Origin of the sequence: Streptomyces sp. NBC_01013 (assembly GCF_045162765.1) — a bacterium.
Taxonomy (GTDB): domain Bacteria; phylum Actinomycetota; class Actinomycetes; order Streptomycetales; family Streptomycetaceae; genus Streptomyces.
On record NZ_CP108687.1, the window covers coordinates 3731883 to 3757221 of the forward strand.

Consider the following 25339-nt stretch of genomic DNA (forward strand, 5'->3'; position numbering starts at 1 on the left):
CTCTCCGCTCGTAACCCCCCACGGAACGAGCAACGGAGAACGCATGACCCCCCACATGAACACCCGTCGCGCCGCAGCCCTGGCCGCCGTGGCCGCGATGGTCGTCGTCGGAGTGCAGACCGGTGCGGCGAACGCCGACCCGAACACTCCCGGTGACGGTCCCTCCGCTTCTCCCCGCACCACCTCGCCCGCCTTCAGCAGCGCCTCGGCACGCACGAGCGCCATCAAGTCGGCCCAGGCCGACTCGTCTTCGACCGCCGGCTCACTGGGACTCGGTGCCCAGGAGAAGCTGATCGCCCGTGACGTGATCAAGGACGCCAAGGGCACCGTCCACACCCGCTACGAGCGCACCTACGCCGGGCTGCCCGTCCTCGGCGGCGACCTCGTCACCCACACCGCGAGCAACGGCAAGCTCAAGAGCGTCACCAAGGCGACCAACGCCCGGATAGCCGTGCCGTCCACGACGGCGAAGATCAAGACTGCGGCGAGCGCCCGCAAGGTGATCTGGGCGCGCGGCTCCAAGCCCGTCCTGGCCTTCGAGACCGTGAAGACCGGCGTGCAGAAGGACGGCACCCCCAGCCGGCTCCACATCATCACGGACGCCGTCACCGGCAAGAAGCTGCACAGCTACGAGGCGATCGAGACGGCCGGCGTCGGCAACAGCCAGTACAGCGGCAAGGTCGACCTCTCCACCACCGCCTCCGGTTCGGGATTCGAGCTGACCGACGGCGACCGCGGCGGTCACAAGACGTACGACCTCAACCAGGGCGAGAGCGGCACCGGCGACCTCGTCACCGACGACGACGACACCTGGGGCGACGGCACCGGCAACGACCGCCAGACCGCCGCGGTCGACGCCCACTACGGCGCCGCGATGACGTGGGACTTCTACAAGTCGGCCCTCGGCCGCGACGGCATCGCCGGCGACGGCAAGGCCGCCTACTCCCGAGTCCACTACGGCGACGCGTACGTCAACGCCTTCTGGGACGACAGCTGCTTCTGCATGACCTACGGCGACGGTGCCGACAACAAGAGTGCCCTCACCGGCCTCGACGTCGCCGGTCACGAGATGAGCCACGGCCTGACCGCCGCCACCGCCAACCTCGACTACGCCGGAGAGTCCGGCGGCCTCAACGAGGCGACCAGCGACATCTTCGGCACCTCCGTGGAGTTCTTCGCCGACAACGCCACCGACGTCGGGGACTACCTCATCGGCGAGAAGATCGACATCAACGGCGACGGCACCCCGCTGCGTTACATGGACAAGCCCAGCAAGGACGGCGGCTCGGCCGACTACTGGTCCAGCGGCGTCGGCGACCAGGACGTGCACTACTCCTCCGGTGTCGCCAACCACTTCTTCTACCTGCTGGCCGAGGGCAGCGGCGCGAAGACCATCAACGGTGTCGACTACGACTCCCCGACCTCCGACGGCTCCACCGTCACCGGCATCGGCCGGGACAAGGCCGTCCAGATCTGGTACAAGGCCCTCTCCGAGTACATGACCTCGACCACCGACTACGCGGCCGCCCGCGTCGCGACCGAGAAGGCGGCGACCGACCTGTACGGCGCGGACAGCGCCGAACTCAAGGCGGTCGACGCCGCCTGGACCGGCGTCAACGTGAAGTAACGCCTTCCGCGTCGTTCCCGGGAGCCGGTCAGCCGTCCGCGGCGGGCCGGCTCCTGCCGTACAGCCAGTCCTTCCACAGCTCCGTCAGATCCTGCCCGGTCGCCTTCTCCACATAGGCGGTGAAGTCCTTCGTCGAGGCGTTGCCGTGCCGATGCGCCTTCGTCCAGCCGGCCAGCAGCGCGAAGAACTCCTCGTCGTCGTCGACCACCTCGCGGATCTTGTGGATCACCATGGCCCCGCGCCCGTACACCGGCTGCTCCGAGATGTCCGCGGCGCCCGGCGGATCGGCGGGCGGGAAAGCCCAGTTGTCCTCGTCCTCGTACGCCTCGTCGAAGGACTCCTGGGCGGGGGTGTCCTCCTTCTCCTCCTCCCACAGCCACTCCGCGTACGTCGCCAGGCCCTCGTTGAGCCACATGTCGCGCCAGGTCTCGGGCGTGACCGAGTCGCCGAACCACTGGTGCGCCATCTCGTGGACGAGCAGGCCGATGCTCGGCGGGCCGGGGAAGAACGGCCGGTTCTGCGTCTCCAGCGCATAGCCCGAGTCCCCCTTGCGGTCCACGATCGCGCCCGTCGCGGAGAACGGGTACGGGCCGAAGTGCTCGGCCTCCCACGCCACCACCTCGGGGAGCCGGGCCAGCGTGCGCGCGCTCGCCTTCGCCGACTCCGGGTCCACGGCGGTGAACACCGTGATGCCGCCCGCAGTCGTCGACGTCCTGGTCGTGAACCGGCCGATGGCCAGGGTCGCGAGGTAACTCGCCATCGGTTCGGCGGTGTGCCAGCGGTAGGTGGTGCGGCCCCCGGCTGTCGTCGGCGGCCCCGCCTGCACCCCGTTGGAGACCGCCGTCAGCCCCTTCGGAACGGTGACCGCCAGATCGTACGAAGCCTTGTCGCTCGGATGGTGACTGCCCGGGAACCACGCCATCGAGCCCGTCGGCTCACCGAGGGCGACGGCGCCGTCGTCGGTCGGCAGCCAGCCCTCCTCGGAGTCGTCCGCGTCGGTGATCGTGCGCGGGGAGCCGGAGTAGTGGACGACGGTACGGAACGTCTCGCCCCGGTGGAGCCGGTCCTCGACCTTCACGTCCGTACGCAGCGTCAGCTCGTTGCCCGCCCGGTTGACGGCTGCCGGACGCCCCTCCACGGTCGCCGAGTCGACCGTCAGACCGGCCAGGTCGAGATTGAACGAGCTCAGGTCCTGGGTGGCCCGCGCGGTGATCTCGGCGGTCCCGCGCAGCGTCTGCTCGTCCGGGTCGACGTCGAGCGTGAGGTCGTAGTGCGTGACGTCGTAGCCGCCGTTGCCGAGCTTCGGGAAGTACGGGTCGCGCAGACCGGAGGCGCCGGGCCTGCCCTCCACCCCACCGGCTCCGGCGGTGCAGGCGGGGGCGAGGACGGCGAGAGCGAGCAGCAGGGAGGCGGCCCCGGCTGTCCTGCGGGCGCCGCGGGCCGGCCCGGGCCCCGTACCGCGGGCCGGACTGAACGCAGTGGCGCGCGACGGGGCGCTTACCGGGGGTCGGTGATCCACACCGGTGATCCTATGTGCGGAATGTCGGAGTCCGGCGGTACCGGCGGGGCGGGGCCGTCCGGCCGTCGGAGCACCACGATGCCCAGCGGCCGCTCACCCGCTGCCAGCCGGACCGGGGGCGTGGCCCCGGCAAGGTCCACGACCGTGATCCCGTTCCAGTAGCCGTCCCGGGTGAAGCCCCCGGTGACGTACGCCGTGCGACCGTCCTGGGACACCGTCACGTCCTCGTGCGGACCGTCCAGTTCCACCACCCGCTCGGTGCCGCCGGGCTTGCGGACGGTCAGCGACGCGTCCTCGTCGTCCGACGCGATCGGACCGGTGCCGACGACGAGCAGCGTGCCGTCGGGGGCCATCGTCGCGCCGTGCTGGTGGGTGTTCGCCGTCATCCGCTCGACCGCCACCTCGCCGGTCCGTGGGTCGAGCACCGCCAGCCGCTCACCCTCGAACGGCAGCAGCAGTTTCCCGTCCCCGGGGCGGACGACCGCGTAATGCGGCTTCAGCCAGGAGCCGAGACCGCCCGCGGTGCCGTACGGAGCGACCTCCATGCGCCGGGTGCGCAGCGTGTCCGTACGGACGGACGTCACGTCGAACGAGTCGTGACCGGTGGCGTACACCTCCGCCCCGTCGGGCGAGACATCCACGTCGAAGGGGCGGCGGCCGACCCGTGCGGCACCCGTGACCTCACGGGTCTCGGTGTCGATCACCTCCAGCACCCCCGACGCGTCCGGCACGTTGACGCCCACGTAGACGCGCCGGCCGTCGGGGGCCAGGGCGATGCCCATACCGCCGCCGCGGTACTCGCCCGTGGTGACGGGCCCGGTCTCCGTCCCGTACGGGATGCGGGCCTGCCGGGTGCGGGTCCTCGTGTCGACGACGGCGACGCCCTCGGCGGTGGCCACCCAGGCCCGGCAGTCGGCCCCGACCACCAGACCGTAGGGGGCGGTGCCGACCTCGACCCGGTCGAACGCGCCGCGCTCCGGGTCCACGAACGTCACCGTGTCCCCGCCGAAGTCGGCGACGAGGAGCGTGCCGTCAGGGGTGATCCCGCTCGTGGCGCGTACGGACGGCGTGCCCTTCGCGGCTGCGGCGCCCGGCGTGCCCGTGGGGCCCGTGGCACAGCCCGCGAGCACCACCGCGGCGGCGAGTCCCGCGAGCACCGGCGCCGCGCGGCGGACGGTCACGGGGCTTCCCGCAGCAGCGCCGCGATCTCCGCGAAGCCACGGCGTTCCGCGTGCGCGAGGGCCGTGACGCCCTCGCCGTCCGGCAGCCCGGGCGTCGCCCCTGCGGCCAGCAGCAGCTCGACGATCTCCTGGTGCGCCCGGCCGCCGTCGCCGAGGATCACCGCCTCCAGCAGGGCCGTCCAGCCCAGCCGGTTGACGTGGTCGACGTCGATGTCGGTGACCTTGAGCAACTCCCGTACATAGCCGACGTGGCCCCGCTCGCTCGCCGGGATCAGCGCGATTCCGCCGAACCGGTTGCGGAGCTTCAGGTCCGGTCCGGCCGGCAGCAGGACGTGGAGCATGGCGACGCTGCCGGTGACGCCCGTGGCCAGCCAGGGGCTCTCCTGGCGGCTGTCCTGCGCGTCGGGGTCCGCGCCCGCGTCGACGAGCAGCCGGGCAGCGTCCACATGCCCGCCGTGGACGGCCAGGAGCAGCGGGGTACGCAGCTCCTCGTCGCGGACGTCCACCCGGGCGCCGCCCTCGACCGCGGCCCGCACGGAAGCGGTGTCACCGGTGCGTGCGGCGTCGAGCAGCTGCTGATCGAGGGCGTTCATGTGCGTCTCCCGTGGTTGGTGGCGACTACTTGGCGAGGGCGGCGACGCCGGCCCGGGCGAACTTCTCGTCGAGGTCGCCGCTGGGCGCGCCGGCCACGCCGATGCCCGCCACCGGAGCGCCCTTGACCTGCACCGGGGCGCCGCCCGCGAGGAACAGGGTGCCAGGGATGTCCTTCAGGTTCGGGGCCTGGGCGAGCCGCCCGGCCAGCTCGGAGGTCGGGGCGTTCCAGGACACGGCGGTGTACGCCTTCTTCTCGGCCGACTCGTAGGCCTGCGGGCCGGATCCGTCGCCACGCAGCGTCAGGATGGTGTTGCCGTTGCGGTCGACGACGGAGACGGCGACGCGCTGGTTCTCCTTCTCGGCGGCGTCGAGCGCGGCCTGCGCGGCCTTCGTCGCGGCGTCCACGGTCAGGTGGGTGGACTGCTGCAGGTTGCGGTTCGCGGTGTCCGCCCTGACGGTGGTGGCGGGCGCTGCGGCCGGGGCGGCGGCGTTCGCCGACATGGCGCCGAAGGTGCCGGCCCCGAGGGCGGCGGCGGCGACGGCACCGGTGAGGACTCGGGCGCGCAGCGACATCTTCTTCATGGTGGGCTCCTCGATGTGAGTGTCGGTGTGGTGGGGGGCCGGGTGGTGCGGTTCCGGCGTTCTGTGTTCCATCCTTGGGCCGGATCCGGGGCCGCACGGTCGTCGTACCGGCTCGACGCCGCGCGCGGGACGGCTGACGGCCCCATCGGCCGATCGGTTGATGCGGGGGCGCCCGTTCGGGGCGACGATGAGATGTCCGTGCAGGTCAGGAGCAGGAGTACGAGGTGGATCAGGGGTACGAGCCGGTGCGGCGAAGCCCGTCGCCACGCGGCGCCGGGCAGGCCGTCGATCCCGGCACCCGCGGTCTGGCCCTGCTGATGCACGCCGCGTTCTTCCTGCTGCTGGGCGCTTCCCTGACCCGGTTCCTGCTGCGGCACCCCGGTGAGACGCGCACTCCGTGGATCATCGGCCTGTCCGTGGCCCTCGCCGTCCTCTACGTACTCGGCCCGGTCCTCGGCTCCCGTCCGACGCCACGCAGCCTGCTCTGGCTCGGGGTGCTGGTCGCGGTGTGGATGGTGCTGGTCGTCCTCGCGCCGAGCTTCGCCTGGTGTGCGGTCCCGCTCTTCTACACAGGGCTGCGCATCCTGCCGCCGCGTGCCGCGCTCGCCCTGGTCGCGCTGCTGACGCTGTTCGTCGTCGCCGCGCAGCTGCGGCTGGCAGACGGCTTCGACCCGAACCTGGTCCTCGCCCCGCCCGCCGTCGCCGCGGTCGCCTCCGCCGTGTTCGTCCATATGCAGCGCCAGGCCGTCACCCAGGGCGAGCTCATCGACGACCTGCTCCGCACCCGCCGCGAACTGGCCGCCACCGAACGGCGCGAAGGCACCCTCGCCGAACGCCAGCGGCTCTCGATGGAGATCCACGACACCCTGGCCCAGGGCCTGTCCAGCCAGCAGATGCTGCTCCAGGCCGCCGACCGCACCTGGAACGCCGACCCGGCGACGGCCCGCCGCCACGTCCGTACCGCCACCGGCATCGCGGAACGCAACCTCGCCGAGGCCCGCCGCTTCGTCCACGACCTGGCCCCCGCCGACCTCGCCGAGGGCGGCGGCCTGGATGCGGCCCTGCACGCCCTCGCCGTCCGCGAGACCGCGCAGGCGCAGGGCCGGCTCACCGTCCGCTGCCATGTCGAGGGCACACCGCACTCCGCCCTGCCCGACCGCGTGCAGTCCGCGCTGCTGCGGATCGCCCAGGGCGCCCTGGCCAACGTCACCGAGCACGCGGGCGCCACGGAGGCGGCCCTGACCCTCACCCACCTCGACGACCGGACCGTCCTGGACATCGCCGACAACGGCCGCGGCTTCACCCGCGCACCCGGCACCGGGCCGACGGGCGGGGTGCGCGGGCACGGGCTGCCTGCGATGCGGGCCCGGCTCCAGCAGCTCGGCGGCACCCTCACCATCGAGTCCACCCCCGGCGAGGGCACCGTGGTGACCGCGGCCGTCCCCCTCACCGACCCGTCCGCCGACCCCCTCACCCCCCGGGACCCCGCATGAGCGCCACAGACCCGCCCGTACGCATCCTGCTCTGCGACGACCACGCCGTCGTACGCGCCGGGCTCCTCGCCCTCCTCGGCAGCGAGCCCGACATCGAGGTCGTCGGCGAGGCCGGCAGCGGTGAGGAGGCCGTCGCCCTCGCCGCCAAGCTCAACCCCGCCGTCGTCCTGATGGACCTCCAGCTGGGCGAGGGCATCGACGGTGTCGAGGCGACCCGTCGCATCGTGGCCGACACCGACGGCTCCCATGTCCTCGTCCTGACCACGTACGACACCGACGCCGACATCACCCGCGCCATCGAGGCGGGCGCCACCGGCTATCTGCTGAAGGCCGAGCGCCCGGAGGAACTCTTCGCCGCCATCCGCTCCGCCGCCCAGGGCCGCACCACCCTGTCCCCACCCGTCGCCAGCCGCGTCATGGCCCGCATGCGGGCGCCGCTGCCCACGCTCACCGACCGCGAACGCGACATCCTGGGCCAGCTCTCCCAGGGCCTGGGCAACCGCGACATCGCCCGCGCCCTGTTCATCAGCGAGGCCACCGTCAAGACGCACCTGGGCCGCATCTACGACAAGCTCGGCGTCGACACCCGCGCCGGCGCGGTCGCCGTCGCCAAGGAACAGCGGCTGCTGCCCTGAGGAATCCCGCGTGCCCCGAGGATCCCGCGCACGCCGCCCCTCCTGCGCATACTGCCTCTCGTGCGCTGGTGCGGGACCGGCACGCCGGGCATGACACCATCGAACCGTGCTCGACATCGGCTACTCCCTCTCCCGACGCTTCCCCGATCCCCCGCAGACCGACTACCGCCGAGCGGACGTCCACGCCCTGCGCCACGATCTGTTCTCCGGGGACGTCTACCTCGCGGACACCAAGGAGGACCGCGAAGTATCCACAGCCTGGGGATGGGTGCCGGTGCTCGACTTCGCCTGGGCGCTGTGCGACATCGTCGAGCAGATCGACCAGGACCCCCGCGGCAACCGCTCGCACCGCCGCCAGTTCGCCGAGCTCGACTTCACCGAGTCCTCCGACCGCATGCTCTTCGAGCGCCGCTTCGGCTGGGTCGACGTCGAGGCCGACTGGATGCCCGCCGAAGAAGCACCGCTCACCTTCAGCCACTCCCTGCTGCGCCGCGAGGCCCGGGACTTCCTGCACGACCTGATCGCCGACCTCGCCGACATGCACGAGGGCCTCGCCGACAACCCCACCGTCTGGGACCTCCAGGCCCGCTTCCCCCGCCTCTGACGGGCCTCGTCCCCCACCTCCGGCGGCCCGGCGCGCCCCCTCACGCCTCCACCCGCACCCCGATCTGCGCCGCGAACGCCGGAGCCAGCTCCATCAGCTGCGCCGGGCTGATCACCGCACCCGCGAGCCGCTCCACGCCCCGCGCGATGTCCAGCTCCGCGACCGTCCGCAGATCCACCGACTCCATCCGCACCGCGCTGAAGTCGGCCCGCTTCAGCACACAGTCCCGGAACTCGACCCGGGTCAGCTGCGCCTCCCCGAAATCCGGCTCCGACAGCACACAGCCCTCGAACACCACGTCCTTCAGCCGGGCCTTGCGCAGATTCAGGTAGTCGATCTTCCCGCCCCTGACCAGGACCCGCTCCAGCACCGCTCCGTGCATCTGCACCCCGCCCAGACGCGCGTCCACGATCTCCACATCCCGCAGCGACACCCCCGCGAGATCGGTGCCCACCCCGCGCACCCCCGTCAGCACCGAGTCGATGAACCGGGCCCTGACCAGCTCCGTACGGTCCAGGGCGCAGCCGTCCAGCGCACAGTCCATGAAACGGGCGCCCGGACCGGACTCGTCCGCCAGATCCACGGCGTCGAACCGCACCCCGTCGTAGTCCCCGTCCGGCTCCAGTCCACCGCCCTCGTACGCCACCAGCGGCGGCAGCCGCACCTCCGGGCGCCGCGCCTCGGCGATCCCGCCCCTGGCCCCCTTGGCCCTGCCCGTACCGCCACCACTACCGCTGCTGCGCACCATGCCCCCATCGTGACGCACACCACTGACATTGATGCGCCGCCGATGTCACATCCCCGCCCCGCCGCACGTCCCGTAAGCAGACACACCTCCAGCGAAGGAGACCGGGACCATGCAGCGCATCCACGTCGTCGGCGGCGGCCTCGCCGGATTCACCGCAGCCATCACCGCAGCCGAATCCGGCGCCCCGGTCACCCTCCACGAGGCCCACCACACCCTCGGCGGCAGGGCCAGGACCGCCGAAGGCCCCTACCGCACCAACGACGGCCCCCACGCCCTCTACCGCCGCGGCCCCCACTGGACCTGGCTCCACAAGCGCAACCTCCTCGGCCCCACCGTCACCGTGCCGGTCCTCGAAACCACCCGGCTCCGTTTCCGCCACCGCGGCACCCTGCGCCGCACCCCGCCGCCGGCCGTCCTGCGCCTCAGCCGCCGCGACGCCGCCCACGCACCGGTGGACGCCGACTTCCGCACCTGGGCCACCGCACAGGTCGGCGAGGAGGGCGCCCGCGCGGCCGCGCACTACGCCGCCGTCGCGCTCTACCACCACGACCCCGGCAGCCTCTCCGCCGCCTTCGTCCAGGAAAGGCTCCGCCGCGCAGGCGCCCTGCCGCCGGAGGCCCGCTACCCCGTCGGCGGCTGGGACCGCATCGTCGACCGGATGGCGTCCCGCGCCTGGAACCTCAGCGTCCGCATCGAGACCACGTCCCGCATCGACGCAGCCGCCCTCGGCACCCTCGCCCGCACCGGCCCCGTCGTCGTCGCCACTTCCCTCGACGCCGCCCGCACCCTCCTCGGCGACCCCGCGCTCACCTGGCCCTCCGGCCGCACCGCCCTCGTCGACCTCGCCCTGCGAACCCGCCGCGGCGACGCGTTCGCCGTCTCCGACCTCGACGCCCCGGGCTGGATCGAACGCTTCACCGCCCAGGACCGCACCCTCGCCCCCGCCGGCGAACAACTCGTCCAAGGCCAGTTCCCCGTCGCCCCCGACGAGGGCCGCGCCACCGGCACCACCCGCGCCGAGGACCTCCTCGACCTGGGCTTCCCCGGCTGGCGCGAACGCACCCAATGGCGCCGCGACGCGCTCGCCTCCGGCCGCACCGGCGCCGTCGACCACCCGGGCACCACCTGGCGTGACCGCCCCGCCATCGACCGCGGCAACGGCATCTACCTCGCCGGCGACCAGGTCGCGGCCCCCGGCCTCCTCAGCGAGGTGTCCTTCACCAGCGGCATCGAGGCGGCCCTCCTCGCCCTCGGCGCCACCGGGCACACCGCCGCACCCGGCACACCGCTTGACCTCAAGCGCACATGAGGTCGGAGGGTGGGCCCACCGAGACCCACACCTCCGGGAGCCCGCCATGCACGCCGTCCGCCTCCACGCCTTCGGCCCCGCCGAGAACCTCGTCCACGAACACACCGACGACCCCGTCCCCGGCGCCGGCCAGGTCCGCATCGCCGTCCGCGCCGCCGGCGTACACCTCCTCGACACCGCCCTGCGCCAAGGCCTGACCGGGCCCTTCCCCACCCGCGCCGAACTGCCCACCGTCCCGGGCCGCGAAGTCGCCGGGACGGTCGAGTCACTCGGCGAGGGCACGGACCCGGGCTGGCTCGGCCGCCGCGTCGTCGCGCACCTCGGCGCCGCCCCGGGCGGTTACGCCGAGCTCGCCGTCACCGACGCGGACAGGCTCCACAGCATCCCCGCCGGGCTCGGCGACGCCGAAGCCGTCGCCATGATCGGCACCGGCCGCACCACGCTCGGCATCCTCGGATTCACCCCGCTCGGCCCGGACTCCGTCGCCCTCGTCACCGCGGCCGCCGGCGGCATCGGCACCCTGCTCGTGCAGTACGCCAAGAACGCCGGAGCCCACGTCGTCGGCCTCGCCGGCGGCCCCGCCAAAGTCGCCCTGGCCCACGCCAACGGAGCCGACCTCGCCGTCGACTACACCCTCCCCGACTGGCCACGCCACGTGCGCACCCACCTCGACGCCCTCGGCCGGCGCGCCACCGTCGTGTACGACTCCGTCGGCTCCACCACCGCCCGCGCCGCCGTCGGCCTCCTCGGCAGGGGCGGACAGCACGTCGTCTACGGCTGGTCCGGCAGCGGCCTCCACGACGGCCGCCCGCTCACCTTCCCCGCGGACGAACTCGCCGCACGCGGCATCACCTCCGAGACCGTCCTCGGCCCCGCCATGCTCCGGCGCGGCGGCGGCCTGCGCGCCCTCGAAACCCGCGCCCTCGCCGAAGCCGCAGCCGGCCGGCTGCGACCCGCGATCCAGCGGTACCCGCTCGCCGAAGCGGCCGCCGCCCACCGGGACCTGGAGACCCGAGGAACGACCGGCAAGGTCGTCCTCACCCCCTGAACCGGGCGGGCGTCAGCCCCCGAGCTCCGCCAACGCCCCGTCCGTCAGCCGGTACACCGTCCACTCGTCCTGCGGCCGCGCACCCAGCGACTCGTAGAAGGCGATGGACGGAGCGTTCCAGTTCAGCACCGACCACTCCAGCCGCTCGTAACCACGCTCCACACAGATCCGCGCCAACTCCGTCAGCAGCGCCTTCCCGTGCCCGCCACCGCGCCGCTCGGGGCGCACGTACAGGTCCTCCAGGTAGATGCCGTGCACGCCGCGCCAGGTCGAGAAGTTCAGGAACCACAGGGCGAAGCCCACGATTTCGCCGTCCTCGTCCGACTCGGCGATGTGCGCGTACGCGGCAGGACGCTCCCCGAACAGCGCCTCGCGCAGCTGCTCCTCCGTGGCGTTGGCCTCATGCAGCGCCTTCTCGTAATCGGCGAGTTCACGGACCATCGCGTGAATCGCGGGAACATCAGCGGCGGTAGCGGTACGAATCATGAGGGCAGCGTAGACAGCTCCCGCCCGGCCCCTACCCCCGCCCCAGCAGGCGCCGCGCAAGCTCCGCCTGCCGCGCCACCAACCGCCGCCCGCCCACCTCCGTGTCCCAGCAGGCGTTCTGCAACACCCGCCCCAGCGTCCACGCCCGCGCCCGCGCCCGGTCCAGCGACAGCACCTCCGTGAGCAGATCGAACCGCCACGCCACATCACCCGCGTCGAACCGGTCCGCCAACGCCGGAAACAGCTCGAACCCCGCGTCCCCCACCAACGGCTTCGGATCAATGGCCACCCACTGCCCACCCCGCCCGGCCAGCACATTGCCGAAGTGCAGATCCCAGTGCAGCAACCGGTCTCCCGGCTCCCCCGCGACCTCCCGCACCGCCGCCGCGCAGTCCGCCACCAGCCGCCGCTCCCCCGCATCCGCCAGGCGCCCCGCCACCCCCGGCGCCGCCTCCAGCATCCGCGCCGCCGCCCCTCCCAGCCCCCGCAGCCCGGCCCCCTCCGGAACGCGCACCGACGTCAGCCCCGCCAGCAACCCCGCCACGACCCGCACCGCCTCCCGCGCGTCCGCCACCCCCGACAGCGCGCGCTCCCCGTCCAGCCGCTCCAGCAGCATCGCGCCGGTCTGCGGGTCGTGCTCCAGCAGCTCCACCGCGCCCGCCGCCGCCCTGCCCCACAGCCGCAGCGCGACCGGCTCCCCCGCCGTCTCCTCATCCACCGGCTGCAGCTTCAACGCCGCCCGGCGCCCGTCCGCCACCCGCACCACCGGAAGGACCAGCGCGCACACCCCGTACATGGCCCCACCGTCCGGCCGCAGGCCCCACCGCTCCATGAGCTTCTCGGCCATCCCCGGCAACGCGGCGATGAACGCCCGCCCCGCCTCACCGTTGTACGTGGACTGTGTGGCGATCAGCGCATCCGGAATGTCAATCACGCCGCCGATCCTAGGAGCGTGCGTCAATCGGCTATGACCCCGAGCCACCCCGCCCCGCCCACACGGCCCCGCCCCGCGCCCGCCGCGTGGATCCGCAGCGCCGGCTCATGGATCCGCAGCGCACCCGGCACCTACGTCTGGCTGGCCGTCCTCTTCGTCACCACCGTCATCGTCCACCAGATGTCACCCGACTTCGAGGAGGACTTCCTCCGCCAGCGCTCCACCAACATCCACGAACTCTCCCAGAACCCGGTCCGCGTCCTCATCAGCAGCGCATTCTGGATCGACAGCGGCACCTGGATCCCGTACGCCATCCTCTACACCGTCTTCCACGCCCCCGCCGAACGCCGCCTCGGCACCCTGCGCTGGCTCACCGTCGCCGCCACCGCCCACGTCCTGGCCACCCTCGTCAGCGAAGGCGTCCTCGCCTGGGCCATCCAGCACGGCCACGCCCCCGAGACGGCCGTCAACACCCTGGACGTCGGCGTCAGTTACGCACTGGCCGGGGTCGTCGCCGTCCTCACCTACTACGTCGCACGCCCGTGGCGCTACGTCTACCTCTTCGCCGTCCTCGTCATCTACGCCGTCCCCCTCGTCACCGGAGCCACCTTCACCGACGTCGGCCACTTCACCGCCGCCCTCATCGGCCTCGCCTGCTACCCCCTGACCCGCACCCGCCCCGAGACGAAACCCACCCCCGCCCAGTAACGTCCCGCCCCAGAGCACACAGGCACCCGGCCACACGGACAAGCAGGGGCAACATGAGCACCGTCAACGGCGGCATATCCTTCTGGTACGCGGACCGGGGCACCCCGATCCCCCGCGAACCCCTGCCCGGCGACGGCACCGCCGACGTCTGCATCGTCGGCGGCGGGTTCACCGGACTCTGGACGGCGTACTACCTCAAGAAGGCCGTCCCCTTCCTCAACATCACCGTCCTGGAAGCCAAGTTCTGCGGATACGGCGCCTCCGGACGCAACGGCGGATGGCTCTACAACGGCATCGCCGGCCGCGACCGCTACGCGAAACTCCACGGCCACGACGCCGCCGTCCGTCTCCAACAGGCCATGAACGACACCGTCGAAGAAGTCATCCGTGTCGCCGCCGAGGAGAAGATCGACGCCGACATCCACCGGGGCGGCGTCCTCGAAGTCGCCTACACCCCGGCCCAACTCGCCCGTCTCAAGGACTTCCACAGCGTCGAGATCGCCTTCGGCGAGAGGGACCGCACCCTGCACGGCGCCCGCGAGACCGCCGAACGCATCCGCGTCAACGGCGCCGTCGGCTCCACCTGGACCCCCCACGGCGCCCGCCTCCACCCCGCCAAACTCGTCACCGGCCTCGCCGACGCCGTCGAGGCACTCGGCGTCACGATCCACGAATCGACCCCCGTCACCGAGATCAGACCCAAGCACGCGGTCACCCCCTACGGCACCGTCCGCGCCCCGTACATCCTGCGCTGCACCGAAGGCTTCACCGCCGGTCTCAAGGGTCAGAAGCGCACGTGGCTGCCGATGAACTCCTCCATGATCGTCACCGAGCCCCTGGCGGCCTCCACCTGGGACACCATCGGCTGGGACGGCCGCGAAACCCTCGGCGACATGGCCCACGCCTACATGTACGCCCAGCGCACGGCCGACGACCGCATCGCGCTGGGCGGCCGGGGCATCCCGTACCGCTACGGCTCGGCCACCGACAACGACGGGCGTACCCAGCCCGCCACCATCGAGGCCCTTCGCGAACTCCTGATCCGCCTCTTCCCCACCACCGCCGGCACCCCGATCGCCCACGCCTGGTCCGGCGTCCTCGGCGTCCCCCGCGACTGGTGCGCCACCGTCACCCTGGACCGCTCCACCGGCCTCGGCTGGGCCGGGGGCTACGTCGGCTCCGGTGTCGCCACCACCAACCTCGCCGCCCGCACCCTGCGCGACCTCATCCAGCAGGACTCCGGGCAGTCCGGCCCCACCGAACTCACCGCGCTCCCCTGGGTCAACCACCGCGTCCGCCGCTGGGAACCCGAACCGCTGCGCTGGCTCGGCGTCCACGGCATGTACGCCGCCTACCGGGCGGCCGACCGCAGGGAGCTCACCTCCCCGCGCCCCGGCACGGACCCGATCGCGAAGTTCGCGGACCGGCTGGCGGGGCGGCACTGAGCATCCGCGGACAGGGGGCGGGCGGAGGGCCCGGGCGTTGTTCACAGCGGCCCCTTCGGGTCGTTGTCGAACTGCGCCGTCACCCGGAGGCATCCGGGAGCGGTGAGCCCGAGGCACCGGGCGAGCGCCGGCCGTCCGTGGGGGCCCATCCCGCTGTCGAGAAGGAGTCCGCGACTCCGAGCGACACTCGAATTCGCAGCCGCAACAGAGACCGCCCTGCATGGCGCATAGCTTCGCACCACCTCGGGCAACAAGAAACCCCAGGTCACATGCCGTGCACCTGGGGTTTGAGCCCCCTATCGGATTCGAACCGATGACCTACGCATTACAAGTGCGTTGCTCTGGCCAACTGAGCTAAGGAGGCAGCGCACACGCTGGAAGCACGCGCGCGACCCTCACTCTACACAGCGCTCGACTCACCCATCCACGAACTTTTCGCCCTGCCGCGACCCCCCTGCGCCGACGGTCACCCGTCCCGCCCCGCCAGGAGATATTCCTCCCCGAAGAACTACTGACAGATCCTAAATCGCCAGGTAGCGTCGCTGAAGGTTCACCCAGATGGACCAGACCACTCCCTTTACAACGGATCGTCCGGCACGTTCCTGCCGGTTGAGGAGAAGATTCAGCATGGCCAGTGTCACGTTCGACAAGGCGTCCCGCGTCTACCCCGGCTCCACGAAGCCGGCCGTCGACCAGCTCGAGATCGACATCGCGGACGGCGAGTTCCTCGTCCTCGTCGGTCCCTCCGGTTGTGGCAAGTCGACCTCCCTGCGCATGCTCGCGGGTCTCGAGGACGTCAACGGCGGCGCCATCCGCATCGGTGACCGCGACGTCACGCACCTGCCGCCGAAGGACCGGGACATCGCCATGGTGTTCCAGAACTACGCGCTCTACCCGCACATGTCCGTCGCGGACAACATGGGCTTCGCACTGAAGATCGCCGGCATCAACAAGTCCGAGATCCGCGCGAAGGTCGAAGAGGCCGCCAAGATGCTGGACCTCACCGACTACCTGGACCGCAAGCCCAAGGCGCTCTCCGGTGGTCAGCGTCAGCGTGTCGCGATGGGCCGCGCCATCGTGCGTGAGCCCCAGGTCTTCCTCATGGACGAGCCGCTGTCGAACCTCGACGCCAAGCTCCGTGTCTCCACCCGTACGCAGATCGCCTCGCTCCAGCGCCGCCTGGGCATCACGACCGTGTACGTCACGCACGACCAGGTCGAGGCCCTGACCATGGGTGACCGCGTGGCGGTCCTCAAGGACGGTCTCCTCCAGCAGGTCGACTCACCGCGCAACATGTACGACCGCCCGGCGAACCTCTTCGTGGCCGGCTTCATCGGCTCCCCGGCCATGAACCTGGTCGAGGTCCCGATCACCGACGGTGGCGTGAAGTTCGGCAACAGCGTCGTCCCGGTCTCGCGTGAGGCGCTCACCGCCGCCGCGAACCGTGGTGACCGCACCGTCACGGTCGGCATCCGTCCCGAGCACTTCGACATCGTCGAGCACGGCGGCGCCGCCGCGAAGACCCTCACCAAGGACTCCGCCGACGCCCCGGCCGGCCTGGCCGTCTCGGTCAACGTCGTCGAGGAGCTCGGCGCCGACGGCTTCGTCTACGGCGCGGCCGAGGTCGGCGGCGAGCACAAGGACCTGGTCGTCCGTGTCGGCGGCCGTGCCGTCCCGGAGAAGGGCACCAAGCTCCACGTCGTGCCGCGCCCGGACGAGCTGCACGTCTTCGCGACGTCGACGGGTGAGCGTCTCACCGACTGATCCCGCACGCCTCGTACGACGGCCCCGCACGTTCTCCGTGCGGGGCCGTCGCGTTTCGTGGAGGCCGCCCGACGTTTGGACGGCCGGTGGCAAATTCCCCGGCACAACGGTCATTTCGCTCCGGGTCGTCAACACGGGATTCGAAAAGCACACTCGAACCATCCCTCGCGAGGGTGACGAAATGTCGCCAAATCATCACCGACCGCTACGCTCGCTGCGTGACCCACACCGCGCGCCGTATCGGCCGAACTCTCGCATTCGTACTGCCTGTCGTCATGGTCCTGTCCGGGACCCTCGCGGTCACCGCCGTGCCGTGGGCAGCTCACAACTCCGATTCGACGATGCTCACCGCGTCGGCCCAATCCGTCTCCAAGCGCGCCAAGGCGCGTACCCCGCAGGACATCCTGCGCGACAAGCTTCTCCTGGAGCTCCAGGAGAAGGACCCCGGTGCCGCTTTGACGGATCTGCAGCGTGCCGTGGAGGGGCGTCCGTCGCTCGCGCGCCACTGCATGTCGATCGCGAAGGCGCTGGGCAAGGCGGCCGTCGAGCAGTACGGTCCGACGCGCGCGCACCGCTTCTCGCGTCCCGTCTGTGACACGTCGTTCGCCTCGGGTGTTGCGCAGTTCAGCTGACCGTTCCCGGCCGGGCACGGCATATCGTGCCTGGCATGCATACGTTTCCGACGCAGGCCGTGATCCTGGCGGGTGGCCAGGGGTCGCGGCTGCGCCCGTATACCGATGACCGCCCCAAGCCGATGGTCGAGATCCCGGGTACCGGGACGCCGATCATCGGCCATCAGCTTGCCTGGCTGGCAGCCGAGGGCGTGACCGACGCCGTGGTGTCGTGCGGGCATCTCGCCGAGGTGCTGCAGGAATGGCTGGACGCGGCGGTGTTGCCCCTGCGGGTGACGACGGTGGTGGAGTCCGAACCGTTGGGCCGTGGTGGCGGGCTGAAGTACGCGGCGGCCCGGCTGCCCGATCCCGAGCAGCCCTGGTACGCGACCAACGGTGACATCTGGTCCCGCTTCTCGTTGCGTGAGATGGCCGCGTTCCATGCCGAGCGTGATGCCACCGCGACGCTGGCACTGGCCCGTCCGCGCATTCCGTGGGGTGCGGTGGAGACGGATGCGTTCGGGCACATCACGGACTTCATCGAGTCTCCCCCGTCGCCGTATCTGATCAACGCCGGGGTGTACGTGTTCTCTCCGGCGTTCACGGGGATGCTGCCGGACCGGGGTGATCATGAGCGGACGACCTTCCCGAGGCTCGCGCGCGAGCGAAGGCTGGCCGGGTATCCGTTGCCGCACGGGGCGTACTGGCGGGCCATCGACACGGCGAAGGACCTGACGGAGGCGGCGAAGGAGCTGGACGGGCGGTAGGTCCTCTCCACTCCCCCGTGGCGCGGAATCCTCTCCGCTCCCGTGTCACACGGAAGGGGCGGGCACCGGAATCTCTTCCGGTGCCCGCCCCTTCCGCGTGGCGTGGTGGGGTCAGCCGAGGAGGCCGCCGATGGGGTTGCGACCGCCGCCGCCACCGCTGCTCGTGGAGCCGCCCGTGGAGTCGGTGCTGGGATCCGTGCCGCCGGTGGTGGCGCCGCCGCCGGCGGGACCGGAGGAGCTGGGGCCGGAGGTGCTGGAGGGCGGCTGTTGCGGGGTGGTCTGCTGCGGAGTGCTCTGCCCGGTGCCCTGGGTCTGACTGGGCTGGCCGGCGCCTGCCGCCTGCCCGGATTCACGGACGCTGTCCGTGGCGGGGGTGGATGCCTGCGCGGACGGGGTGCGGGGTGCGGTGCTGTGGGAGGGGGTCGGGCTCTGTCCTGCGGGGGTGTGGGAGGCCTTGCCCCCGCGGGACTTGTCGGGGAGTGGGGAGCCGGGGAGTTGGTTGGTCGGAACCCCGTTCGGTCCGGGGACGGTGACGACTTCGGTGGAGCGGACGGCGCCGCCGAGCACGGAGCCGATGAGGAGGGTGAGGCCGACGACGACGGTGGCGACGGCGGCGCCGCGGCGCAGGACGCGACGGCGAAGGTCCCAGATCTCGGAGCGGGGGCCGAGCTTGCGCCAGGCTTCTCCGGCGAGGCGCCCGTCGACGGAGTAGACGGGGGCGCCCGCGATGACCAGGGGGCTCCAGGCGGCGAGGTAGATGATGTCGGGTGCGTCGTAGGCGGCGACGGTGCGCCAGCTGACGGTGACCAGGAGGGCGGCGGACAGGAGGGCGCCGATGGAGGCGGCGACACGCTGCCAGAGGCCGAGGACGGTGAGGACGCCGACCACGACCTGGAGGAAGGCGATGGTGAGCCCCGCACCGACGGGGTGGGAGAGCGCGAAGTCGCGGAGGGGTTCCGCGAGGCCCCAGGGGTGGAGCGAGGTCAGCCACTTGACCATGGAGCCGCGGTCGCCGCCGTCGAAGTAGACGGGGTCGCAGAGTTTGCCCATGCCGGCGTAGATGGAGATGAAGCCGAGGAAGACGCGCATGGGCAGCAGTACGACGCCGAGGTTCATGCGGCGGCCGGGGTAGTACGCGTGCCGGACGTTGTCGGTGCCCTGGCGGCGGTCCCTGGCGCCGGTGACGTCGGTGAAGTCGTCGTACCCGTCGCGGTCGTGCACGTCCCGGTCGTCTCCGCCCGTGCCGTACGGGCCGGACTCGACGGGATCGTAGGCGCCGACGGCCTGACGCATGGGGGGCAGCAGCGGGCCGCCGGGGCGGCGGGGCCGGAGCGGTGCGGGGATGACGGGGTTGGGCTGGGTCTCGTCGAGGTGCGGGACGAGCTGGGTGCCCGCGCCACCGTGCCCGCCGTCGAACTCGTAGGAGGCGTACGGCTCGTAGGGGTCGTAGGCGGTGTCGGGGCGGCCTGCGGTGGAGTTCCGTACGGCCTGGAGGAGTCCGCCGGCGCCTGGGTCGCCGGGTGCGGACTTGCCGCTCCACACGACGGGGGCGCGACGGCCGCGTCCGGCTCCGGTGCCGCTCATGGCGGGGATCCTGGGCGCTCCGGCGGGGGCCACGCCGCGGAGACGTGTGCGCTGACCGGGGGCGAGCTGCACCCGGAAGCTGGCGTGGTTGACGATGACCTGCGCAGGGTCGCAGTCCACCTTGGTCATGCTCAGGGCGGGTTGTTCGTCGAACCGAGGCGTTCTGGTGTCCACACTCATCTAACCGAGTGATGTGTGTTTAGGACACTGCCTTGACGGTGTCGAAGTGTCCGAGGCCCGTCAACAGGTGGTGGCGGGGTGCGCCGGGGCGTGCGCGGGACCGGATGCGCCCCGGGCGGGGCCGTCCGGGAGCGGCGGCCGACGAAGGTGTCCTCCGTCGGCCGCCGCCCGTGCGGGTGGTCCTGCGGGCCGGGGTGCGCGGTCGGCGACCCGGTGCGGATCAGGCGCGGCGGCGTGCGACCTCGTACATCACGATGCCGGCGGCGACACCGGCGTTGAGCGATTCGGCGCCGCCCGGCATGGAGATGCGGACGCGGTAGTCGCAGGTCTCGCCGACGAGCCGGCCCAGGCCCTTGCCCTCGCTGCCGATGACGATGACGACGGGGCCGCCGAGGGCTTCGAGGTCCTCGACGGTGTGCTCGCCGTCGGCGGCGAGGCCGACGATCGCGATGCCTTCCTTCTTGTACGCCTCCAGCGCGCGGGTCAGGTTGGTGACCCGGGAGACGGGCGTACGGGCGGCGGTGCCCGCGGAGGACTTCCAGGCTCCGGCGGTCATGCCGGCGGCGCGGCGTTCGGGTACGACGACGCCGTGGCCGCCGAAGGCGGAGACGGAGCGGACGATGGCGCCGAGGTTGCGGGGGTCCGTGACGCCGTCGAGGGCCACGATGAGGGGGTCCTCGCCGTTGTCGTAGGCGGCGGCGGTGAGGTCCTGCGGGTCCGCGTACTCGTAGGGCGGGACCTGGAGGACGAGGCCCTGGTGGTTGAGGCCGTTCGTCATGCGGTCGAGCTCGGGGCGCGGGGCTTCCATCAGGTTGATGTTGCCGCGTTCACCGGCGAGCTGGAGGGCCTCGCGGACGCGCTCGTCGTTGTCGATGTACTGCTGCACGTAGAGCGTGGTGGCGGGCACGCCGTCGCGCAGGGCCTCGAAGACCGGGTTGCGGCCGACGACCATCTCGGAGGTGCCCTTGACGCCGCCGCGCCGGGGGGCGGGGCGGCGGTTGGCGGCCTGCTTGGCCTTGGCGGTCGCGATGCGGTTCTTCTTGTGCTTCTTGCGCGCCTCGGCGGGCGGCGTCGGTCCCTTGCCTTCGAGAGCACGGCGTCGGTTACCGCCGCTGCCGACCTGCATGCCCTTCTTGTTGGACGTGCGGCGGTTCCTGCGCTGGCTGTTCCCGGCCATGACCTACCTGTTTCGTTGCTTCAGACGTGCGTGCGTATAAGTGAAAGTGTGCCGCCCGGCGGGCCGGGCGGCACTTGGGAGGACTACTGGCGCGGGCCGAGTGTCCACCGTGGTCCGGTGGGGCTGTCCTCGATGACGAGCCCGGACTGGTTGAGCTGGTCGCGGATGGCGTCGGCGGAGGCCCAGTCCTTGCGCTCGCGTGCGGACTGGCGCTGGTCGAGGACGAGGCGTACGAGGGTGTCGACGACACCGTGGAGGTCGTCGCCGCGGTCGCTCTCGCCGGCCCAGTGTTCGTCGAGCGGGTCGAGGCCGAGGACGCCGAGCATGGCACGGACCTCGGCGAGGCGTGCGACGGCGGCTTCCTTGTCGTCGGCGGCGAGGGCGGAGTTTCCTTGGCGGACGGTGGTGTGGACGATCGCGAGGGCTTGCGGCACGCCCAGGTCGTCGTCCATCGCCTCGGCGAAGGCGGGCGGCACCTCGGCGGCCGGCTCGACGGTCTCGCCGGCCTTCTCGGTGACCCTCTGGACGAAGCCCTCGATGCGCGCGAACGCGGATTCGGCCTCGCGCAGGGCGTCCTCGCTGTACTCGATCATGGACCGGTAGTGCGGGGTGCCGAGGTAGTAGCGCAGCACGATGGGACGCCAGGTCTTGGTCATCTCGCTGACCAGGACGGAGTTGCCGAGCGACTTCGACATCTTCTCGCCGGACATGGTGACCCAGCCGTTGTGCACCCAGTACTTCGCGAACTCGTCGCCGTAGGCCTTGGCCTGGGCGATCTCGTTCTCGTGGTGCGGGAAGATCAGGTCGATGCCGCCGCCGTGGATGTCGAAGGCTGTACCGAGGTACTTGTGCGCCATGGCGGAGCATTCGAGGTGCCAGCCGGGGCGGCCGCGTCCCCAGGGGGTCTCCCAGCTGGGCTCACCGGGCTTGGACGCCTTCCACATGGCGAAGTCGCGCTTGTCGCGCTTGCCGGTCTCGTTGTCGCCGGAGGGCTGGCGCAGGTCGTCGAGGTCCTGGTTGGAGAGTTCCAGGTAGCCGGGGAACGAGCGGACGTCGAAGTAGACGTTGCCGTCCGCCGCGTAGGCGTGCCCGCGCTCGATGAGGCCGCGCATCATCTCGATCATCTCGGGGACGTGGCCGGTGGCGCGGGGCTCGTAGGTGGGCGGCAGGCAGCCGAGCGCTGCGTAGCCGTCGTTGAACGCGCGCTCGTTCTCGTAGCCGATGGCCCACCAGGAGCGGCCCTGTTCGGCCGACTTCTTGATGATCTTGTCGTCGATGTCGGTGACGTTCCGGACGAACGTCACGTCGTAGCCGCGGTAGGCGAACCAGCGGCGCATGATGTCGAAGTTCAGCCCGGACCTGATGTGCCCGATGTGCGGGGCGGCCTGGACAGTCGCGCCACAGAGGTAGATCGAGACACAGTCCGCTGTGAGCGGGACGAAGTCACGGATCTGCCGGGCGCTGGTGTCGTACAGGCGAATAGTCACGCCTCAAGGGTAGTGGGCGCGCACCAGTGCCCCGCGACCCCTTGGGGGATTGCGTGGACAGTTGTTACGGCTCCGGCCGGGCCGGAGCCGTGAGGGGTGATCGTCCGGTGCTGCTCAGATGCGTCCGACGACCTTGCGCGGGGTGATCCGGACGACGACGCGGGCGTCGTCGTCGCCGGAGGCGGGGTTGAAGTCGGCGTACTTCTTGCCGGTGTACTTCTGGGACAGCTCGTCGATGAGTTCCTGCCCGCCCTCGGTGGTGAGGGTGGCGGTGCCGCGGATCTCCGCGTAGGTGTACGGGGCGTCGAAGGGCTGGACGACGACGGAGACCCGCGGGTCGCGGGCGAGGTTCTGTTCCTTGCGGCGGCCGGTGGTGGTGGAGATGAGGACGTCGTCGCCGTCCCGTTTCACCCAGACCGGGGACACCTGGGGGCTGCCGTCGGGCTGGATCGTGGCGACGGTGACGAAGACCGGAGTGTCGAGCAGCGCCTTGAGTTCTGCGGAGAGTGCGGCGGTCATGGCGTACGTCCTCCTGAGCGGGTCGGTGATGCTCCTACGTCTACCCCACCTCCGCCGCCTCGTCCCCCTTTCCTCACCGCGGCCTTCGGAAGGGCCAGTGCCAGGGCGGCGCAGGCCAGGGGCACGGCGGCGAATCCGGTGGCGACGGCGGCGAGTCCGGCGACGAGGGCGGTGCGCGGGGCGGGCCGGCCGGCGGACCGGCGTGTCAGGGGCAGCTGGGTGCCGGCGACGAGAGAGCTGCCGCGGGCGAGGCAGCGCAGCAGGAACGGGCGACGGGTGAGGATCTGCCGTACGGCGGCTGCGGTGCGTACGGCCGTCCGGGTGACAGGGGCGCGGGGCGGCATCAGCCGGGCGTGTCCGACGAGTACGGCCACGAAGACGAGGACGCCGTCGAGGCACGCCGCCCGGAAGCCGCCGTCCAGGAGGAGGAGCAGATGCGCAGGCCGAGGACGAGGCCGACGAGCCGGCCCGTCATGCCGAGGCCGGTGCCGAGGTGGGTGGCGAGATGGGGCAGGACGGCGTGGAAGCCGGTGTTGAAGGCGAACTGGGTGTGGTGAGGAGGCGGAGGTGGTGTCGGCTGTCGCGGCTGTCATGAGGTGCTTTTACGGGGGCGCCGGCCCCGTACCGCCGCCGTGCCGAGGGCGGTGAGGGCGCCGAGGACGGCGAGCGCGGCTGCGGGGGCGAGGACCGACCAGGGGGCGCGCTCGGCGTAGGGGAGGTTCTCGGAGAGCATGCGCCCCCATTCAGGAGAGGGGGGTGCGGTGCCGAGACCGAGGAAGCCGAGCGAGGCGAGGGCCAGGGCGACGGCGGGGATGCGCAGGGCTGCATGGCGGGCGACGGGGGGCAGGACCCCGGGCAGGACGTGGCGGCGCAGCAGGTGCAGTCGTCCGGCGCCGAGCGCGCGGGCGGCGGCGAGGTGCGGTGCGGCGCGTTCCTGGGCGTGCAGGGCGGCGGTGTGGGCGCCGAGGGGTGCCCAGGCGACGGCGGTGATGGCGGCCGCGGCGCTCCAGGGGCCGGGGCCCGCGAGGCCGGCGACGACGAGGCCGGTGAGGATCGCGGGCAGGGCGTTGGCGGTCTCGGTGAGCGCTCCGGCGCGTACGGCTCCGAGGACGAGTCCGAGAAGCAGGGTGGCGGCGGACACGGCGAGGGCGGTGAGGACGGTGCGGGCGGCTCCGTGTCCGAGGCGGGCGAGGATGTCGCGGCCGAGGGAGTCGGTGCCGAGGGGGTGCGCGGTGGAGGGCCCGGCCAGGCGGGCGGCGGCGTCGATGTGAAGCGGGTCGCGCAGGAGCCCGGCGAGGGTCATCGCGGCGAAGAGGGCGGCCAGGAGGAATGCGCCGGTGATGAGGGAGCGGTGTGCGCGGGCGGCCGGCGGGACGAGGGCGGGCAGCGCGTCGTCGTCGAGGGCGGGGCCGAGCAGGGTGCGGGCGGCGAGGCGGGCGGCGAGTCCGGCGGCGGCCCCGAGGAGCAGCAGGATCAGCACGCAGGCCTGGAGAACGGGGAGGTCCTGGGCGAGGGCTGCGGCCAGGGCGGTGCCACCGAGGCCGGGGATGGCGTAGAGGGTCTCGACGGCGACCGCTCCGCCGGTGAGCCCGACGACGATCAGGCCGAGCTGGGGCAGCAGGCCGGGCAGGGTGCGGCGCAGAGCGTGGCGGGCGGTGCGGTGTCCCGGCAGGCCGGCCGCGGTCGCGGCGCGGGCCCAGGGCTCGGCAAAGGCGGCGGGCAGGGCGTCGTCGAGGAGCCGGCCGAGGAGGGCGCCGGCGGGGATGCCCATGGCGAGGGCGGGCAGCACCGTCTGCTGGGGGGTCCCCCAGCCGAGTGCGGGGAGCCAGTCCAGCCTGACGGCGACCACCGCGGCGAGGACGGCGGCGATGAGGAACTCGGGGAGGGCGGCGAGGACGGCGGCGCCGGTGCCGGCCCCGACGGTGATGTTCCGGTGCCGCGCCCCGCGGCGCAGGGTGCGGGCGGCGAGGGCCGCGGCGACCAGAAGAGCGACGGCGAGGGAGGCGCCCATGAGGGTCAGGGACACCCCGAGGGCGGATATCGCGTCGGGGGCGACGGGCTGCCCGGAGACCCAGGAGGTGCCGAGGTCGGCGCGCAGGAGTCCGCCGAACCAGCTGCCGAGGACGTGCAGGGGCCCGCCGTCGAGACCGGGGGGGACATCGCCTGGGCGGGAGGGAAGGCCATGACGACCCGGAGGCGTGGTCCGCCGTCCGCCGTGCCCTTGGCGTCGGAGTCCCCGCCCGAGCAGGCGGTGGCGAGCGGGACGAGGAGGGCGGTCGCGGACAAGGTCAGCGGCAGCACGGAGCGACGGCGTCGGGGCGTGGGCATGGCAACGAC

23 protein-coding genes, 1 tRNA gene and 2 pseudogenes are annotated in these 25339 nt (G+C 72.3%); 11 read left to right on the forward strand and 15 right to left on the reverse strand.

Annotated elements, in window-relative coordinates; translation table 11 throughout:
- Positions 1–43: 43 nt before the first annotated feature.
- Positions 44–1627 carry a M4 family metallopeptidase gene (locus OG538_RS16010; RefSeq protein ID WP_406094174.1) on the forward strand — a complete coding sequence of 528 codons (1584 nt, stop codon included), beginning with the start codon at positions 44–46 and terminating at the stop codon, positions 1625–1627.
- 28 nt (positions 1628–1655) lie between these two features.
- Here OG538_RS16010 and OG538_RS16015 read toward each other — a convergent pair whose 3' ends face one another.
- The 4 genes from OG538_RS16015 to OG538_RS16030 form a co-directional block, all read right to left on the reverse strand.
- Positions 1656–3029 (reverse strand): M1 family metallopeptidase, encoded by a 1374-nt coding sequence (locus OG538_RS16015; protein ID WP_406100170.1) that lies wholly within the window; start codon positions 3027–3029, stop codon positions 1656–1658.
- Positions 3030–3124: 95 nt separating this feature from the next.
- Positions 3125–4327 carry a YncE family protein gene (locus OG538_RS16020; protein ID WP_406094176.1) on the reverse strand — a complete coding sequence of 401 codons (1203 nt, stop codon included), beginning with the start codon at positions 4325–4327 and terminating at the stop codon, positions 3125–3127.
- Entirely contained in the window at positions 4324–4920 is a 597-nt protein-coding gene (locus tag OG538_RS16025; protein WP_406094178.1) for an ankyrin repeat domain-containing protein, read from the reverse strand. Before OG538_RS16025 ends, OG538_RS16020 begins: the two co-directional genes overlap by 4 nt.
- A 25-nt stretch (positions 4921–4945) precedes the next feature.
- The gene (locus OG538_RS16030; protein ID WP_406094180.1) at positions 4946–5503 is read right to left on the reverse strand and encodes a heme-binding protein; all 558 of its coding nucleotides are present in this window, start codon (positions 5501–5503) and stop codon (positions 4946–4948) included.
- A gap of 245 nt (positions 5504–5748) precedes the next feature.
- Between OG538_RS16030 and OG538_RS16035 the strand changes: the two genes are divergently transcribed.
- The 3 genes from OG538_RS16035 (at position 5749) to OG538_RS16045 (ending at position 8235) form a co-directional block, all read left to right on the forward strand.
- Positions 5749–6996 carry a sensor histidine kinase gene (locus OG538_RS16035; protein WP_406100171.1) on the forward strand — a complete coding sequence of 416 codons (1248 nt, stop codon included), beginning with the start codon at positions 5749–5751 and terminating at the stop codon, positions 6994–6996.
- Positions 6993–7631 carry a response regulator gene (locus OG538_RS16040; protein ID WP_406094182.1) on the forward strand — a complete coding sequence of 213 codons (639 nt, stop codon included), beginning with the start codon at positions 6993–6995 and terminating at the stop codon, positions 7629–7631. Before OG538_RS16035 ends, OG538_RS16040 begins: the two co-directional genes overlap by 4 nt.
- 106 nt (positions 7632–7737) lie before the next feature.
- Positions 7738–8235 (forward strand): hypothetical protein, encoded by a 498-nt coding sequence (locus OG538_RS16045; protein ID WP_219571830.1) that lies wholly within the window; start codon positions 7738–7740, stop codon positions 8233–8235.
- Positions 8236–8275: 40 nt separating this feature from the next.
- On the opposite strand, the gene OG538_RS16050 is transcribed toward OG538_RS16045, so the two are convergent.
- Complete coding sequence (locus tag OG538_RS16050) at positions 8276–8983, reverse strand: pentapeptide repeat-containing protein (protein ID WP_406094184.1); 708 nt, start codon at positions 8981–8983, stop codon at positions 8276–8278.
- Between the two features lie 109 nt (positions 8984–9092).
- On the opposite strand from OG538_RS16050, the gene OG538_RS16055 reads away from it, so the two are divergent.
- Together OG538_RS16055 and OG538_RS16060 are read left to right on the forward strand one after the other, a co-directional pair.
- Entirely contained in the window at positions 9093–10292 is a 1200-nt protein-coding gene (locus OG538_RS16055) for an NAD(P)-binding protein (RefSeq protein WP_406094186.1), read from the forward strand.
- 46 nt (positions 10293–10338) lie between these two features.
- Complete coding sequence (locus OG538_RS16060; protein WP_406094188.1) at positions 10339–11340, forward strand: zinc-binding dehydrogenase; 1002 nt, start codon at positions 10339–10341, stop codon at positions 11338–11340.
- A gap of 12 nt (positions 11341–11352) precedes the next feature.
- On the opposite strand, the gene OG538_RS16065 is transcribed toward OG538_RS16060, so the two are convergent.
- Together OG538_RS16065 and OG538_RS16070 are read right to left on the reverse strand one after the other, a co-directional pair.
- Positions 11353–11826, reverse strand: a complete 474-nt coding sequence (locus tag OG538_RS16065) for a GNAT family N-acetyltransferase (RefSeq protein WP_406094190.1) — start codon at positions 11824–11826, stop codon at positions 11353–11355.
- Positions 11827–11857: 31 nt separating this feature from the next.
- Positions 11858–12760, reverse strand: coding sequence for an aminoglycoside phosphotransferase family protein (locus OG538_RS16070; protein ID WP_406094192.1), 903 nt, complete (start codon positions 12758–12760; stop codon positions 11858–11860).
- Positions 12761–12793: 33 nt separating this feature from the next.
- Here OG538_RS16070 and OG538_RS16075 point away from each other — a divergent pair, with 33 nt between their 5' ends.
- Together OG538_RS16075 and OG538_RS16080 are read left to right on the forward strand one after the other, a co-directional pair.
- On the forward strand, positions 12794–13468 hold the full coding sequence (locus OG538_RS16075) for a rhomboid-like protein (protein ID WP_406100172.1): 675 nt from the start codon (positions 12794–12796) through the stop codon (positions 13466–13468).
- Between the two features lie 53 nt (positions 13469–13521).
- Positions 13522–14913: an NAD(P)/FAD-dependent oxidoreductase gene (locus OG538_RS16080; RefSeq protein WP_406094194.1), complete on the forward strand. Its 1392-nt coding sequence runs from the start codon at positions 13522–13524 to the stop codon at positions 14911–14913.
- A 290-nt stretch (positions 14914–15203) separates the two neighbouring features.
- On the opposite strand, the gene OG538_RS16085 is transcribed toward OG538_RS16080, so the two are convergent.
- A tRNA-Thr gene (locus OG538_RS16085) sits at positions 15204–15277 on the reverse strand.
- A gap of 263 nt (positions 15278–15540) precedes the next feature.
- Between OG538_RS16085 and OG538_RS16090 the strand changes: the two genes are divergently transcribed.
- The 3 genes from OG538_RS16090 (at position 15541) to OG538_RS16100 (ending at position 18055) form a co-directional block, all read left to right on the forward strand.
- Positions 15541–16677, forward strand: a complete 1137-nt coding sequence (locus OG538_RS16090) for an ABC transporter ATP-binding protein (protein WP_406094196.1) — start codon at positions 15541–15543, stop codon at positions 16675–16677.
- 218 nt (positions 16678–16895) lie between these two features.
- On the forward strand, positions 16896–17309 hold the full coding sequence (locus tag OG538_RS16095) for a hypothetical protein (RefSeq protein ID WP_406094198.1): 414 nt from the start codon (positions 16896–16898) through the stop codon (positions 17307–17309).
- Between the two features lie 35 nt (positions 17310–17344).
- Positions 17345–18055 carry an NDP-sugar synthase gene (locus tag OG538_RS16100; RefSeq protein WP_406094200.1) on the forward strand — a complete coding sequence of 237 codons (711 nt, stop codon included), beginning with the start codon at positions 17345–17347 and terminating at the stop codon, positions 18053–18055.
- Between the two features lie 111 nt (positions 18056–18166).
- On the opposite strand, the gene OG538_RS16105 is transcribed toward OG538_RS16100, so the two are convergent.
- The 7 genes and pseudogenes from OG538_RS16105 to OG538_RS16135 all read right to left on the reverse strand — a co-directional run.
- The gene (locus OG538_RS16105; protein ID WP_406094202.1) at positions 18167–19819 is read right to left on the reverse strand and encodes a DoxX family membrane protein; all 1653 of its coding nucleotides are present in this window, start codon (positions 19817–19819) and stop codon (positions 18167–18169) included.
- A 220-nt stretch (positions 19820–20039) separates the two neighbouring features.
- Positions 20040–20996: a 23S rRNA (guanosine(2251)-2'-O)-methyltransferase RlmB gene (gene rlmB, locus OG538_RS16110; protein ID WP_385283587.1), complete on the reverse strand. Its 957-nt coding sequence runs from the start codon at positions 20994–20996 to the stop codon at positions 20040–20042.
- A gap of 83 nt (positions 20997–21079) precedes the next feature.
- Positions 21080–22483 (reverse strand): cysteine--tRNA ligase, encoded by a 1404-nt coding sequence (gene cysS / locus OG538_RS16115; protein WP_406094204.1) that lies wholly within the window; start codon positions 22481–22483, stop codon positions 21080–21082.
- Between the two features lie 114 nt (positions 22484–22597).
- Positions 22598–23002: a PPOX class F420-dependent oxidoreductase gene (locus OG538_RS16120; protein ID WP_406094206.1), complete on the reverse strand. Its 405-nt coding sequence runs from the start codon at positions 23000–23002 to the stop codon at positions 22598–22600.
- A complete protein-coding gene (locus OG538_RS16125) occupies positions 22999–23376 on the reverse strand; it encodes a hypothetical protein (RefSeq protein ID WP_406094208.1) in 378 nt (125 codons plus the stop codon). The genes OG538_RS16120 and OG538_RS16125 overlap by 4 nt, the downstream gene beginning before the upstream one ends.
- Before the next feature lie 215 nt (positions 23377–23591).
- A pseudogene (locus OG538_RS16130) lies at positions 23592–25202 on the reverse strand (ABC transporter permease subunit); the annotation flags it as partial.
- Positions 25154–25330 (reverse strand): annotated as a pseudogene (locus OG538_RS16135) (ABC transporter substrate-binding protein); the annotation flags it as partial. The pseudogenes OG538_RS16135 and OG538_RS16130, both read right to left, overlap by 49 nt.
- Positions 25331–25339 lie beyond the last annotated feature (9 nt).